The following is a 14,661-nucleotide window of genomic DNA, read 5'->3' as shown; positions in this document are numbered from 1 at the left end:
TGCAATTTCTGGCAAGCTATTCCCATCTACAAAAGAGGCTAGCTTTTATGACACAACTCAGTCTGCAACAAGTTACCGATAATCTGAGAGATTTACCGACGCTTCCAGCCGTCGTCATGGAATTACTCAATAGCCTTGATCAAGAAGACGCAGATATTTCCTTACTGGCAAAAAAAGTAACGCAGGATCTGGCGTTGACTGCAAAAACTCTACGTTATGCCAATTCCCCTTATTACTCCACACTGATTAAAGTAACGACAATACAACAAGCTATCTCCTTGCTGGGAATGACTACGGTAAAGCAGATGGTTTTATCAGCGGCATTATCAGGTTGTTTTCCAGAAAACAACTGCGAAGGCTTTAATCACAAAGCGTTTTGGCGACATTCAAATGCAGTCGCTTTTATTTCGAAGCTGATTGCCCGCAGAATGAAGTTTAACGAAGACGTTGCCTTCATCGCAGGCCTTTTACATGATATTGGATTACTCGCTTTAGTCACTCTCTATCCTAAAGAATTTGAAGAGGTGATTGCATATCGCAAATCCGGCCTGGCAACGCAATTTGAAGCCGAAAGAAAAATCTTAGGAATAGATCACGCTGCCGTTGGTGAGGCTTTAGCTATCGAGTGGAATTTTTCTGATGTAATGAAACATGCGATTAGCGGGCATCATCAGCCCGATAAAGCTGGAGTAGGATTTTTGGCGTCAATTATCCATGTTGCCGATGGCGTTGCTCACATGCTCAATCGTAGCGATACTCCAGCGACACAAACTATTTCTGTGTCGTTAGTTTCATGGAATAGTCTTAACCTTGATCAGGCATCATTGGACACACTAATCGAAGAAGCCAATATCAAACTTAAAAAAATTGATCAGTTTGACCTATAGACTCACTAAGCATTCACTATAAACTCAACACTTAACGCTTGTTAATCACTACGTTGATCTTGCAAGAGTACTTCTGTGACCATGACAGCCTCAATTTTGTCGGTCTTTAATACCTGATTAAACTTTCGCTGCAATTCGCTTTGTAACTCTATTATTCCATCCTTAGTCCGCAAGGTCTCCAGATCAATGACGGTCAATTCTTTTTGAAACTGATCATTTAAAGCAACTTTATGATCTGCTAACCAGTCTTTATCGCCCTCATTGACTTGGATAGAAACCATTAATCTACCCACTAAGCCCCGATCATTCACATACGACTTCTGCAGTTCCAAGTAAGACAAATCTGCCTCGTTATGTCCTGAATTGCGTGCCACATATATAAAGAAAGCAGCGATACAAAAAAATCCCAAAACAACCACGGCCGCATACATCGAAAACCGATCAAATCCTACTTTTTTCTCGCTCTTTTTTATCGTTTTCTGCTCGGGTTTCAAAACAAAACTCCTCTTTTATTTGGGTAATTTTTCCATGCTGAGATCTTTTTTAGCCTGCATCTGCCCGGCATCAAACTGCTGAGGGTTTTTTCCGGTAAAGCCTGCATAGAACTCACGAATCAAAACCATATCCTCTTCAATGTTGCCGCAAGGATAGAACAATTTCCCGACGCCGCCAATCTTTTCTTTGAAATCGACATACGCCAAACCCAACGGTACGCCTGCCCCAACGGCGATATAATAAAATCCTGTTTTCCAGCGAGTCACTTTCCCACGCGTTCCTTCGGGCGGAACAATCACTAATAGTTTTTCATTTTGATTAAACGCATCGATCGTACCTTGCACCAAATTGCCCGATTGTGAACGATCAACAGGAATACCTCCCAACCAACGCATGATCGCTCCAAATATCGGAGGAAACAAACTCGCTTTCCCCATCCAGTAAACGTCTAATCGCAGCACAAAACAAATCATTAAAGCAATCGGAAAATCCCAGTTACTCGTGTGAGGCGCTCCGATCAAAACACATTTCTGCACATCGGCAGCGGTGCTATCGACGCGCCAACCAAGCAGGCGCAAGATCAACGCGGAGATCCAACGCATCACAGTGTTGATCACGGGGGTTTTGAAGATAGTGAAATGCATAAATTATCTCTACGCAAGCGGTTTCAAAACGCGAGAGTGAATACTGTGCGAACACGGCTTCAACCAAGGTTTAGCTTGCCTTTTCAAGGTAAGGAATTTTTATATTTTTTTTGATTCTATGGATTGCCATCTCGCCTCTCGCATAACACGGTGCCGATTACCACCAATTTCTACAATCGGCTCTCCATCTTCATCGAGACGACTTACTTATTGTCCACTTACTTATCGTCCACTTACTTATTGTCCACTTACTTATTGTCCACTTACTTATTGTCCACTTATTTATTGTCCACTTATTTATTGTCCACTTATTTATTGTCCATTTACTTATCTAACATTTACTTCTTACCGATCCACTGCAATAGTCCATCCCATTGCATCAAATCTTTTTCAACTCTAGAAGGTGCAACATCCCAGAGTGTTGCGCCATGTGCAGCCAATTGAATATAGTTTTGTGTATCACGCAAATATCCCAACACGGGCAAACCGAGTTGCTCCACATAATGAGCCAATTGATCAGCGGCCTTGGTGCGTGCATTGACTCGCATTCCTAACACCCCAACATCACACTTCTCTTCACGTTTGGCTAATTTTTTCAAAAAATCTTCAGTTGCCAAAATATCGAACATAGAAGCTTGCAAAGGGACGACGACCTTATGCGCAATTTTTAAAATCGCGTCCAGCTTGTTATCTTTGATTCCCGCTGGGGTATCAATCACTACATGCGTTGTACCCTTTGGTGGTTTAGCAATATGCCCATCGGAGATTTCCCAACCCGTAATCGCCGGCAAATTGGCGGGACGTAGTGAAAGCCAAGCGCGCGACGAGTGCTGCACGTCGGCATCTCCCAACATGACCTGATGTCCTTGCGCTGCAAAATAGCCAGCCAGATTGGTAGAAAACGTGCTCTTACCAACACCACCTTTAGGATTCATTACCGCGATTACTAGCATAGGTTTTCCTTATCGACGGAAACAAGCAAGAAAAGATACGGGCCCAAGTACTCCCAACCTCACCACACTTCAAAAACGCATTCACTTTTCCGCATCGGATATCAACAGTGCCAGATGCTCAGGCTCAAGATAGCACCACTCTCCCTCTTGCAATCCTAAGCTAGATAGATTGAGCTGACCAATAGCGGTGCGGGTTAACGCAGCACAATGATTACCAGCGGCTGCCAACATACGTTTTACCTGATGATATTTTCCCTGTTCCAACACAATTTGCAACTGAAATTCACTCACTTGAACACAACTTTGTGCAGCTAAGGGTTCGGGTTCATCATGTAATTGCACGCCTGACAATAATTTCTCAACAAGCGCTTCTGTGATTGGCTCAGCGGTCGTTGCTACATACAATTTAGGAATGTGACGTTTGGGTGAGGACTGCGCATGGATAAAGGGACCGTCGTCTGACATCAATAACATGCCGGTTGTATCATGATCGAGGCGCCCAACCGGCTGCACATCGCGCCAACTTAACTGCTCAGGCAATAGTGTGAGTACGCCGGGATGATGTGATGGTTTACGTGAACACTCAAAATTGCCTGGCTTATTCAAACATATATAAACATGCTCACGGTAAGTCCACTCTTCATCAAAAATCGTAAAAATCAGGCCTTGGGTTTCTAACAATTCTTTGTGGTTATCATGCACTACGCCATTGATGGACACATCGCCATCGTCAATCAATTCACGACAATATTTACGGGTACCGAAACCTTGGGATTGCAAGATGCGGTCAAAAGACAATTTACTCATGGTAGAAAACTTTAAAATTGCAAGCCTGCATTTTAACCGTTAAGGATGCTCAGAAGCAAAAAAGCCCGAACTTGCTGCGCAACTTCAGGCTTTCATCTTGTTCTTACGTTCAGGTACCAAATCAGGCGCCGAAAGGAGCATCCACCGCATGACTTTGTCCAGTAAACCATTTTGGCCCATTCTCAGTCATGTAAAAATGATCTTCGAGACGAATACCGAATTCACCATCCAGACAAATCATTGGCTCGTTGCTAAAGCACATACCCGCTGCCAATGGTGTCTTATTCCCTTTCACCAGATAGGTCCACTCATGAATATCAAGACCGATGCCGTGACCAGTCCTATGTGGCAAACCAGGCGTTTTATAACCGGGACCAAGGCCTGCCGCTTCAAGTACACGACGTGCAGCGGCATCCACGTCTTCGCATGACACTCCAATTTGTGCTGCATCAAAAGCAGCAGCTTGTGCGGCTTTTTCCAAATCCCACATGCTACGTTGACGAGCAGTCGGTTCGCCAAAAACATAACTACGCGTAATGTCCGAATGGTAGCGCTCGATCATGCAGCCAGTATCAATCAACACCATATCGCCTTCTTTCAAATATTGCACACCATCAGGACCATGTGGAATCGATGTCGGCAGACCGAAACTGACGATACAAAAAGTCGAACTGCTACCACCAAAGGCGCGATGTGCCTGATTAATAAAATCAGCAACCTCAACAGAAGATATTCCTTCGCGCAAAATTTTTGCTGTACGTCTCTGTACTTCCAGCGTAATGTTTTTTGCTGCCTGCATTAGCGCAATTTCATTCGCTGACTTATGCATGCGGCATTCCGCCGTGATCACCATACCGTTCACAATGGAATACGAAGTCAAGGCTTGACGCAATCCGTCGGTAATGAAAAACGGCGCAGCCTCATCCATGGCAATACTGCCACTAAGACCTTCATCCTTGAGAATTTGCGCAACTAAGGAGTACGGACTTTCATCTTCTTCCCAAAGACGAATCTCAGCTTGATTGCCAAGAGTCTCGCGGAGCTTCGAATCTTCAAACGCCGGACTAACAAAAATCAGTTTACCTGTATGTGTCAGCACGGCACCCACCAAACGCTCACTTTGATACCAAGATAATCCAGTGAAATAATACAAACTAGTACTCGCACTCAAAATCAATGCTGCGATACCACGTTCCTGCATCAACGCAGTTGCCTTTTCGCGTCGACGCTGACGCTCATCACCGGCGATAGGGCGAACATGCGATAAATCTTTAACGATGCTGGCTAATTCGGTTGCAGCGTTTGAGCCACCTATGGAAATCATCATATATTTTCCTTCAAGTCGGTAATCGAGATCAATCTAGAGAATCGGGATTCAGTAATAACAGGACTGTAACAAATTTAAATTACGCAGTCTTGATAAGCTCCAGAATATCCGTGACGAAATCTGCATAACAAAAAAGGCTAGTCATTTTCTGACTAGCCTTTCATCTCTCTCGCCATTAATGTAGCAAGCGTCTTACCAGTTTATTTGCTTGATTACATACGTGCTTTTATCAAGTTACCGATTTTCTCAATACCTTCGTTAATTTTCTCAGGTGAAACGGTCACAAAACTTAAACGGAACGTATTGGTTTCTGCTTCATTGGCGTAGAACGGACCGCCAGGTACAAACGCCACATTGTTCGCCAGTGCATCATCCAACAAATCTTTACTATGGATATGCTTAGGCAAAGTCGCCCAGATAAACATGCCGCCCAATGGTCGTGTCCACGTCACGCCTTCTGGAAAATGCTTAGTCATCGCCGCCAACATCACGTCACACTGTGCTGAGTAAAAACGACGAATACTAGGAATATGTTCGTCTAAGAAACCATCTTTAATCACTTCATACACCGCCATCTGCGTCAGTGTTGACGTATGCAAATCGGTCGCTTGTTTTGCCTGTTCCAACTTACGAATCAAAGTCACGGGTGCAACCATGTACCCTAGGCGTATGCCAGGTGTCAATATTTTTGAGAATGAGCCAAGGTAAATCACGCCATTTGGATTCATGTTCAACAACTTAGGCAAAGGCTCGCCGCTGTAGCACAAATCGCCATAGGGATTATCTTCAATCAGAGGAATACCCATGCGTGCGCAGGTTTCCACCAATTCTTTTCGACGTTCAACAGACAATGTTCGACCAGTAGGGTTTTGGAAATTAGGCAAAGCATAAAACAACTTTGCTCCCTCCCCCTTGGCTGCAACCGATGCGGGTACAACGCCATCGTCGTCCATCTCGATAGAAACAAATTCTGGGCGGTAGACGGAGAATGCTTGTAAAGCACCAAGGTAACTTGGCGTTTCCACCAAAATTTTGCTACCTTCATCGACCAATACTTTTGCCAACAAATCCAAACCTTGCTGGGAACCAGACACCATCATGATTTGATCAGCGGTGATCGTACAATCGGCAGTTGACAATGATTTAGCGATAAATTCACGCAGTGGTGCGTAGCCATCCGTCGTCCCATATTGCAATGCCGTTTTACCATTTTCTGCCAAGACTTTATCAAAAGCGGCACGCATACGATCGACCGGAAAAGTTTCCGGTGAAGGCAGCCCACCTGCAAAAGAAATCACTTCTGGACGCATCGTCACTTTGAGGATTTCGCGAATTGCCGAACTTTGCAACTGTTCTGCACGTTCGGAAAATTTCCACTCTATTGGTTTTACATTTTGCAGGTTCATACTTGTTTCACTTCAAAAAAAGTTTCAAAACTGGTTGATTGACTGAGCGCTCATGACATCTGCGCCATATAGCAAAAAAACTACACTCAGACAATCTCAGCAATCATTTCGATTTCGACACAAGCGCCCAAAGGAATCTGTGCAACGCCAAACGCAGAACGTGCATGTTTCCCCTGTTCGCCAAAAATTTCTCCGATCAATTCAGACGCACCATTCGTGACCAAATGTTGCTCCGTAAATTCTGAGGTTGAATTTACCAGACTCATCAATTTCACAATACGTTTAACACGGTTCAAATCGCCACCACAGGCATCTTGCAAGGTCGCCATCAAATCAATTGCGATCAATCGTGCTGCTTCTTTACCTTCGGCGGTTTCCATATTTTTACCTAATTGTCCAACCCAGACCTTGCCATCTTTCTTAGCGATGTGCCCGGACAAAAATACGGTATTACCCGTTTGTGCATGCATTACATAAGCGGCGGCAGGCGCAGCTACTGCTGGCAATTGAATGTTTAAAGCTTTTAATTTTTCGTAAACTGACATGACAATTCCTAAACAAAAGTTAATCCGTAACGCGGTTACGGTTAATGGAGAATGCTGAAGTGCAAAAAGCGAATTAATAGCGTCATTGTAAGGGGCAAGGCTTTGCAAGACCACCCTGGAATCCAAAAACAACTCAAATGCCGGCTGTTTTTTGTATTCTTTTGACTGGAAATGAAGGTAAACCAAGAAGTATCTGCAAGATACGCGTCAAAACTGTTTAGCGTAGATACCACCCAAAAACCACTTGTGTTTGCCCTGTCAAAAACCAAAAGCACTTGTTCTTTATGCTATGCTACTCGCAAAAACCAATACAGTACCAATACAATTAACAAAATAGATTTCACACTGTCATGGCACTTTTACCGATACAGAAGAGGATGAGGAAATGCGCTCTAGTTCTAAACTCACAATAGGCAACATGGTGTCGCGTGATTCTGGCGGTTCTTTAGTCGAACAAATCGTGCGTTCGGTCGCCTGTCGGATCGATGACAAACTATTGCGCACTGGCTCACGGATGCCCTCCATTCGCCAGTTTGCAGATGAACAAAAAGTGTCACGCTTTACGGTGGTGGAGGCTTATGATCGCTTAGTCGCGAATGGCTATTTGGAGTCGCGTCGAGGTTCTGGATTCTTCGTACGAGAACGCGCTTCACTGATTAATACCCCTACCGCTCATGCACAAGAAATTCCCAGCTCGCAGCAACCAGATGTCGTTTGGCTGGTACGAAATATGTTGCGTCAGCTTCCACCGCAAAAAATGCCGGGATCTGGACTATTGCCGCATGAATGGCTAGATGGAGAATTGGTTGCTAATGGCCTGCGTGCAGTCAGTCGATTAAATCAAAGTCTGTTACTGCATTACGGCACACAGCAAGGCTTTCTGCCTTTTCGCCAACAGCTGCAACTGAAATTGGCTGAACTCGAAATTGCTGCAGCACCGGAACAAATCGTCACCACGAACGGAGTAACGCAAGCCCTGGACTTGGTCGCTCGTGAATTTACCCAGCCAGGTGACACAATCTTTGTGGACGATCCCGCTTGGTTTTTAATGTTTGGTACCTTTGCTACTTTAGGAACCAAAGTGATTGGTATCCCGCGTTTGCACGATGGTCCAGATGTCGCCAAACTTGCCGAATTGGCCGCCCTACATAAACCCAAACTTTATATTATCCATTCGGTCTTGCACAATCCAACCTCCACTTCTTTGTCAGCAGCAAAAGCTTTTCAGGTCTTAAAAACTGCCGAGCAGCATGATTTTATGATTGTGGAAGACGATATCTATTGCGACATGCATCCTGGCTCTGCAGTGCAGCCAGCTACGCGGGTAGCTGCGCTCGATCAGCTCAATCGCGTAATTTATTTGGGGGGATTTTCTAAAACTCTCGCTGCGAATTTGCGCGTAGGTTTCATAGCAACGTCGCGCGAAACGGCAATACGTTTGGCAGACCGCAAGATGCTATCGAGCCTGACGACCAATGAAATCAGTGAACGCGTGGTTCACAAAATTCTGTCCGAAGGGCATTACCGCAAGCACGTTGATCGCATACGCGGCAAGCTCGATAGCGCACGCGATGAGGTCACTAACCGGGTCGAAAAAATCGGCATGCAAGTCAAGTACCGCACACCCGCAGGAATGTTTCTTTGGGTCGATACTGGCAAAGATACGATAGCCTTAACCGAAAAGGCTTTAGAAAAAGGTTTCTTACTTGCCCCCGGAAGTTTGTTTTCACCACATCAATTGCCATCGACCCACATGCGCTTGAATGTGGCTGCGATGGCTGATTCTGGCGTGTGGGATTTTTTAGAAAAGGAATTGAAGTAAGTTGCACTCCTTACCGTGATCTGTGCAACTTCCTAAGAAAAAATTGTACCGATGAAAATTGGCGCTGCAAACAACTTAACTCTGCTTACTAGTGAATGCAAACAAAAATCTATCCATAGCGGCAAATAGAATCTCAACGCTATAACCGGCCAAAAATGCCAGGGCGAATGGCGACAAGGACTTAAATAAACCATCGCTCTGATCCGGAATGACAAACCACGCAAACACCATCCCACCTAAGGTCCCCAAATACAAGCGTATCCGAAATCCTATATTCGATGCTTCCGAATAAGTACGCGTAGAAATCTCAGACGATAGCGTACGCAAAACATACACACAAGTGCCCAGCAAACCGTATAGGAGCGGTAGCAAATAGCGCTGTAAAGCATCTAGTAACAAATTCGACGATTGCAATAAAATTGAATTATCATAAATTCTCCTCTCACCGGGATCATCGACTTCAATTTGTGGATTCGGTAGAAAAATTGCCCAAATACGACTCCAAACATGTAAGGATTCATAGCTAGATTTCTTATGAAGCAAATAGGTTTGTTCTTGCGCTTTCAATGTAAATAAACTGGTATCTTGCACCACATTTCCGCTACTAATTGCGACGCTGCTGGACTCTTGCGAAGCTGTCTCCGCAGAAGATTTATTGTTATTCTTTACCGATGAACTCATCGCTTGCAAACGTGCGGCTTCCCATTTTGCTTTGGCCTCTGTATGCTTTTCGGTAATTGTTTGTATATCGCCAGTAATCTGTTTTCCGAACAGCCAATAAATCTGGATCGTCAATAAAGTACAAAGCGTCACAATCGCCAATGTGGTGTACCAACGCACTGCGCTACGTGCCAAAGAAATCATCGAGAGATGTAAGCCCCATACCTTTCTGGTAGCACCTGGCTGGGGATCTAAGACCGCTTGCAAACTATTCACGGTGACTGGCGCCACAGCTTTCGCCAAGGTGTTGTAGGCGAGCCAAAATGCGGTTTCAGCATCGTCATTCATGGATTGTGCGGCGTAAGCACTGCCACTGCTGATAATCACGTGTATGACATTTTCGTCGACAGAGCTGCCACGTTCTGCGGCATAAGCAACCAAAATCTGCGCATCTTGAATGGCTGCTGCCAAGCGTTGATTATTTCGCGTATTCTTCGTCTCCTGAACAGCGGGACTCGTCATATCAGCAACGGTTTGTTCTACACTCATCGTTTCACCTCAAAAGAAAATTTACATGCTTTCTGTTTATTTTCTGCCGTTGGACAAAGTACCGGATCGCCCGTCGCGTACACCAAGTCGACACGCCACCATCCACTACTCAGATGTTCTTTACCACTCCAGACACGCCAACTAAAGGCACCATCGGCTGTTAATTCATACGACAATCTCTGCAAAGCATCTTTCTTGCCAACCGACAGGTCAACACTCAAATTCAAGACATCTGGGGCCTCTGCACTAATTTCATCACTTTGATATTTGTACCACTCATGACGAATGGGTAAGCTCCCGTCACGACTCAATTTCAGTTCCTCCAAGAGTGCAGCGGAACCACGCAACTGCATCCATAAATACGCTTTTTTGCCACGTACCGGAGAAGATAATTTATTCTTAAATTGTCGACTACTCCGCTCGATGCCGTCGGTCAAAACCATGCGTTCAAGTTGAATTTTTTCTTGTGCTGGTACGTTCAAAGCAAACATACACATCACGATCATCGACACTAGTCTCAGAATATTTTGCATGGCCCTTCGCCTCGTTTGTTTTACTTTGCGCTCATTCGCATAAATAAAAAAATATTTTTTATAGTTTATTTTTACGCAAAAGTATTCAACAAAAACAGGAATGAAACAAGCAAATTTTGAATTATCAAATGAAAAGCAACAAAGATACTTTTTTACTTTAGCTAAGCGAATGGTTTGAACTTGTCGCTGCCAATTGTTGGACAATTAGACAAGCAAAAAAACGCCTAGATACCGGCGTCCTGATGGGGAGGGAATGATAAATTAAAAACTAGGCGGACGCCATGATCTGCGGATGATCCGCCACCACGACTGAAGAAGTTCTGACACGCCGCAAATCGTCTTCAGCGCGTTTCAACATACTTTCCACGCTGTCCGCTTCTTGCATGGTAGCGATACCAACATTGGCACTGACGCGGACCTCTCGACCAGAGATAGGAATCGGTATCGCAGCAATCGTGTTGAGTGCCCTATTTGCAACTTTATTCGCAATTTCAGCTTCGGCTTCAGGCAATAGAACGACAAACTCTTCAGTTCCATATCGCGCCAGACAATCATAATTGCGGGTAGCCCGTTGCATCCGTTTGCTAGTTTCAACTAAAACCATATCAGCGGTGCCAGTACCAAATTGTGAATTGATGTGCTTAAGATCGTCGACATCAAATATCAATACTGACAAGGACTTCCCCAAACGAAGATGCCTTAGCATTTCGTTTTCGGTAATTCGCAAAAATTCACGCCGATTAACGACCCCGGTGAGTGGGTCAGTAATTTCTTTGCGTTGCAATTCAAATTCAGCACTAAGCAATTTCAAACGGTATTTGTGGACGGTCGCCGCCACCATTTGGCCAGTGTAAGTACTTAGCAACAACACACAAAACACGATTACCTGATAGGTTGCGCTAGGGAAAATTTTTGTCAGACACAGTATTGTGACGAAAAACAAATACGTAAGAACCAGACGCTTGACATAGACACCACGTATCGGCAAAACGATCGAAGCCATGACGCAAATCCAAGCATCGATTGCAAAATGTCCAAGATAAGTTAGCGGAGATAAAAAATCGCCGACTAATTGTGTCGTCAAGACCAACGCCGACCAAAAGAACAGATGCTCTTCAAGATGAACGAACGGGGATGCATGATTCGATTTGCGTAAAATCCACCAAGCATATGCCATGATTGCCAGACGCATTAAACCTAGCCCAGCAAAAGCGCTCCCCTGACCGAGTAGCGTGAAATCGACGTACAAGAGCGGAGCGTTAACATACAACATGAATTGCAAAATTCTTTGCGCCCGGAGCTGATCTGGTTTTTGATACTGTGCGCGGAGCTCCGCGTCAGTGACTTCTGGATATGAAGTAGTCATAGATCCCCCGCGCTTAATCTCATTTTTATAATAGGAATTATCACCAACCGGATAATTGCTTAAGAGTATGAATTCAGTGTAGCGGCTTCAGGGCCAATATCAAATCAATTGGTACAATTTAATTCACTTTGTATGCAAACCCTTGCGCGCATCAGACAAAATTAACAATTCAATACAAAAAACACGCCGAATTAATTACTGCACTACGGCAAGAAGTCGAATTAAGCGATAATATCGTCCTGCCGAAAACTCTGATCATTTCACTACAACGATGAAATCAGGAACCACTGGCAAAACTACCTTTATTACTTCAAATAATCCATGACCATGCAACTTTACGATAATTGGGAACGCTCCCTACGCCCTTTCTCTCCGATTCATCAAGACTGGGTCGGCTTGTATTGTTGCGGTCCAACGGTGTATGACTACGCCCACATCGGCAACCTGCGCACCTATCTATTTGAAGATGTTTTACGTCGAGCCTTAGAGTTCAACGGTTACAACGTTCGACACGTCGTGAACATCACCGACGTCGGACACCTCGTTTCCGATGGCGACGACGGTGAAGACAAGATGGAAAAAGGCTCGCGCCGCACCGGCCAAACGGCGTGGGAGATCGCCGAGAAATACACTGTCGCGTTCAAAGAAGATGTGCAACGCTTAAATATTTTGGAACCAAAAATCTGGTGCAAGGCGACCGACCACATCGTCGAACAAATTGATTTCATCAGCGTCATCGAAGGAAAAGGCTATACCTATCGCACCTCCGACGGCATCTATTTCGACACCTCGAAACAAGACGACTATGGCTATCTCGCTCGCCTCAACCGCGAAGGCTTAGAAGCAGGCAAACGCGTAGACATCGGCGAAAAGAAAAACCCAACTGACTTCGCGCTATGGAAATTCAGCCCAGCAGATAGCACCCGTCAAATGGAATGGGATAGCCCTTGGGGCCGTGGTTTCCCAGGATGGCATATCGAATGCTCGGCCATGTCGGCGAAATATTTGGAACCCTGGTTTGATATTCACTGCGGCGGCGAAGACCATATCGCGATCCACCACAGCAACGAAATCGCACAAAACCAAGCCTGCCACGGCACACGCTTAGCTAACTTCTGGATGCATGGCTACTTCTTGCAAATCGATGCAGGCAAGATGTCGAAATCGAGTGGCGACTTTTTGCGTTTGCAGACTTTAATCGATGACAATATCGACCCACTCGCTTATCGCTGGTTATGCTTGTCTGCCCACTATCGCAGTCAACTTAATTTCAGTTGGGAATCCTTAAAAGCCTCGCAAACCGGTTTGAATCGTCTACGCGAAACCTATTTCAGTTTGCCTGCTGGCGGGAGCATTAACCAAGACTATGCCGACCGTTTCAAAGCTGAAGTTGATCAAGATTTGAATTTACCGAAGGCGATTGCGGTGATGTGGGAGATGTTGAAATCAAATGTCAGCGACGCCGATAAAAAAGCGACTCTCGATTACTTCGATCAAATGTTAGGTTTAAACTTGAAGGCATGGGAACCGAAGAAAACTGAAATCCCTACGCACATTTTAGAACTCGTCGAACAACGTAAGCTCGCTCGTCAAAACAAAGTGTGGGCTGAATCTGATCGTTTGCGTGATGCGATTAAAGCTGCGGGGTTTGAGGTTGAAGATACGCCCGCTGGGATGGTGGTGAAGGCGTCTACCTAAAGAGACACCATAGCTATCAAGGAGCGCAAAGAATTCGAATTCTTTGCGCTTTTTTTAGCGGTAACAAATGTGCGTCTAAGAATTTCCACACATTCCTAATAGCAAAAAATACCCCAGCACAGGCCCAGCACCAAAGCCAATTAACGGCATAGGCGTCAACCCTAAGTACGCGCAAATCATGATCACGATGTAGTACAGCGCAATCGGCATCAATTCTGGGGAGCTACGTTTGATACCTGCATAAAACAAGCAAATCGGAATTAGTGCTACGCTCAATATCGCCGCTAACATCGGGGCGATTCCCGCACTCCCCGCCAACTGAATCACACCTTCAACATAAGACACGGGCTGCAGCGGATCTGGCTGCTGCCGGCACCAGTAACATAGCAATCCCAATACCAAACTAATCCCCAATTTCAGCACCAAACCACCCGCTCGATGCCACACAACGAACAAGACCGCTAGCGAGAAGGCCATGAGTTGTGAAACATCTGGTTGTAAAGCCAGTAGTGCTGCGAACACTAACACAAGCAACACATTGGCGTACGCGGAAAACTGTAAGCGCCAATGGAGGTTAGCGAACACGTATAAAGCCAAAGGCAAAACTGCTGCTGAAAAGTATAAGCGTAAGCCACCGAATTTAAGCCAACGACTTGGACTTTCAGCTTTAGAAAATACGTAACAAGCGGCGAAGCCGATCAACATCGATACGAGTATCAAAATCGAATTACGGACTAGCCGTGGCATCGACGAACCGTTCTCCGCATCTTGATTTCGGCGCACTTTGTCCATCCAAAGCACGAAGGCGATGCCTATCAAGGCAACCACAATCTGCTGCACTTGCAGTGCCTGTCCCGCCCCTGCCAAGCGCACCAGTAGAAGACTGCCAATGAGGCCTGGCAGGGCAAACAGAATCAATAACCAACTTGTGCGCACCAATTCTCTCCCCACATTTTGCAGATTAAAACG

The 14,661-nt window shown here is 45.2% G+C and carries 14 protein-coding genes; 3 read left to right on the top strand and 11 right to left on the bottom strand.

Features of this window, described 5'->3' with window-relative positions; translation table 11 throughout:
* The first annotated feature begins 47 nt into the window (after nt 1–47).
* Complete coding sequence (locus tag ACO0KW_RS02845) at nt 48–887, top strand: HDOD domain-containing protein (protein WP_423050432.1); 840 nt, start codon at nt 48–50, stop codon at nt 885–887.
* A 41-nt stretch (nt 888–928) separates the two neighbouring features.
* Here the strand turns inward: ACO0KW_RS02845 and ACO0KW_RS02840 are convergent, their stop codons facing one another.
* From ACO0KW_RS02840 to ACO0KW_RS02810, 7 genes are all read right to left on the bottom strand, one after another.
* Nucleotides 929–1,381, bottom strand: coding sequence for a flagellar basal body-associated FliL family protein (locus ACO0KW_RS02840; protein ID WP_423050430.1), 453 nt, complete (start codon nt 1,379–1,381; stop codon nt 929–931).
* Between the two features lie 15 nt (nt 1,382–1,396).
* Nucleotides 1,397–2,026 (bottom strand): lysophospholipid acyltransferase family protein, encoded by a 630-nt coding sequence (locus tag ACO0KW_RS02835; RefSeq protein WP_423050428.1) that lies wholly within the window; start codon nt 2,024–2,026, stop codon nt 1,397–1,399.
* A 338-nt stretch (nt 2,027–2,364) separates the two neighbouring features.
* On the bottom strand, nt 2,365–2,979 hold the full coding sequence (locus ACO0KW_RS02830) for an AAA family ATPase (protein WP_423050426.1): 615 nt from the start codon (nt 2,977–2,979) through the stop codon (nt 2,365–2,367).
* An 81-nt stretch (nt 2,980–3,060) separates the two neighbouring features.
* Nucleotides 3,061–3,786, bottom strand: a complete 726-nt coding sequence (locus tag ACO0KW_RS02825) for a pseudouridine synthase (protein ID WP_423050424.1) — start codon at nt 3,784–3,786, stop codon at nt 3,061–3,063.
* A 121-nt stretch (nt 3,787–3,907) separates the two neighbouring features.
* Nucleotides 3,908–5,113, bottom strand: a complete 1,206-nt coding sequence (locus ACO0KW_RS02820) for a M24 family metallopeptidase (RefSeq protein ID WP_423050422.1) — start codon at nt 5,111–5,113, stop codon at nt 3,908–3,910.
* A gap of 212 nt (nt 5,114–5,325) precedes the next feature.
* Nucleotides 5,326–6,519 carry a PLP-dependent aminotransferase family protein gene (locus ACO0KW_RS02815; protein WP_423050420.1) on the bottom strand — a complete coding sequence of 398 codons (1,194 nt, stop codon included), beginning with the start codon at nt 6,517–6,519 and terminating at the stop codon, nt 5,326–5,328.
* Between the two features lie 86 nt (nt 6,520–6,605).
* A complete protein-coding gene (locus ACO0KW_RS02810; protein WP_423050418.1) occupies nt 6,606–7,064 on the bottom strand; it encodes a RidA family protein in 459 nt (152 codons plus the stop codon).
* 385 nt (nt 7,065–7,449) lie between these two features.
* On the opposite strand from ACO0KW_RS02810, the gene ACO0KW_RS02805 reads away from it, so the two are divergent.
* Nucleotides 7,450–8,886 (top strand): PLP-dependent aminotransferase family protein, encoded by a 1,437-nt coding sequence (locus ACO0KW_RS02805; protein ID WP_423050416.1) that lies wholly within the window; start codon nt 7,450–7,452, stop codon nt 8,884–8,886.
* A 75-nt stretch (nt 8,887–8,961) separates the two neighbouring features.
* Here the strand turns inward: ACO0KW_RS02805 and ACO0KW_RS02800 are convergent, their stop codons facing one another.
* The 3 genes from ACO0KW_RS02800 to ACO0KW_RS02790 all read right to left on the bottom strand — a co-directional run bounded on the left by ACO0KW_RS02800 (nt 8,962) and on the right by ACO0KW_RS02790 (nt 11,994).
* Nucleotides 8,962–10,095, bottom strand: coding sequence for a hypothetical protein (locus tag ACO0KW_RS02800; protein WP_423050414.1), 1,134 nt, complete (start codon nt 10,093–10,095; stop codon nt 8,962–8,964).
* The gene (locus ACO0KW_RS02795) at nt 10,092–10,628 is read right to left on the bottom strand and encodes a hypothetical protein (RefSeq protein ID WP_423050412.1); all 537 of its coding nucleotides are present in this window, start codon (nt 10,626–10,628) and stop codon (nt 10,092–10,094) included. Before ACO0KW_RS02795 ends, ACO0KW_RS02800 begins: the two co-directional genes overlap by 4 nt.
* A gap of 268 nt (nt 10,629–10,896) precedes the next feature.
* Complete coding sequence (locus ACO0KW_RS02790; RefSeq protein ID WP_423050410.1) at nt 10,897–11,994, bottom strand: GGDEF domain-containing protein; 1,098 nt, start codon at nt 11,992–11,994, stop codon at nt 10,897–10,899.
* A 321-nt stretch (nt 11,995–12,315) separates the two neighbouring features.
* Here ACO0KW_RS02790 and cysS point away from each other — a divergent pair, with 321 nt between their 5' ends.
* Entirely contained in the window at nt 12,316–13,692 is a 1,377-nt protein-coding gene (cysS, locus tag ACO0KW_RS02785) for a cysteine--tRNA ligase (protein ID WP_423050408.1), read from the top strand.
* A 75-nt stretch (nt 13,693–13,767) separates the two neighbouring features.
* On the opposite strand, the gene ACO0KW_RS02780 is transcribed toward cysS, so the two are convergent.
* Nucleotides 13,768–14,628, bottom strand: a complete 861-nt coding sequence (locus ACO0KW_RS02780) for a hypothetical protein (protein WP_423050406.1) — start codon at nt 14,626–14,628, stop codon at nt 13,768–13,770.
* Between the last annotated feature and the right edge of the window lie 33 nt (nt 14,629–14,661).

This window comes from Undibacterium sp. Ji22W (assembly GCF_049340305.1).
GTDB lineage: Bacteria > Pseudomonadota > Gammaproteobacteria > Burkholderiales > Burkholderiaceae_D > Undibacterium.
The sequence above is the reverse complement of the archived record's forward strand: the minus strand, read 5'-3'. Positions and strand labels throughout refer to the sequence as shown.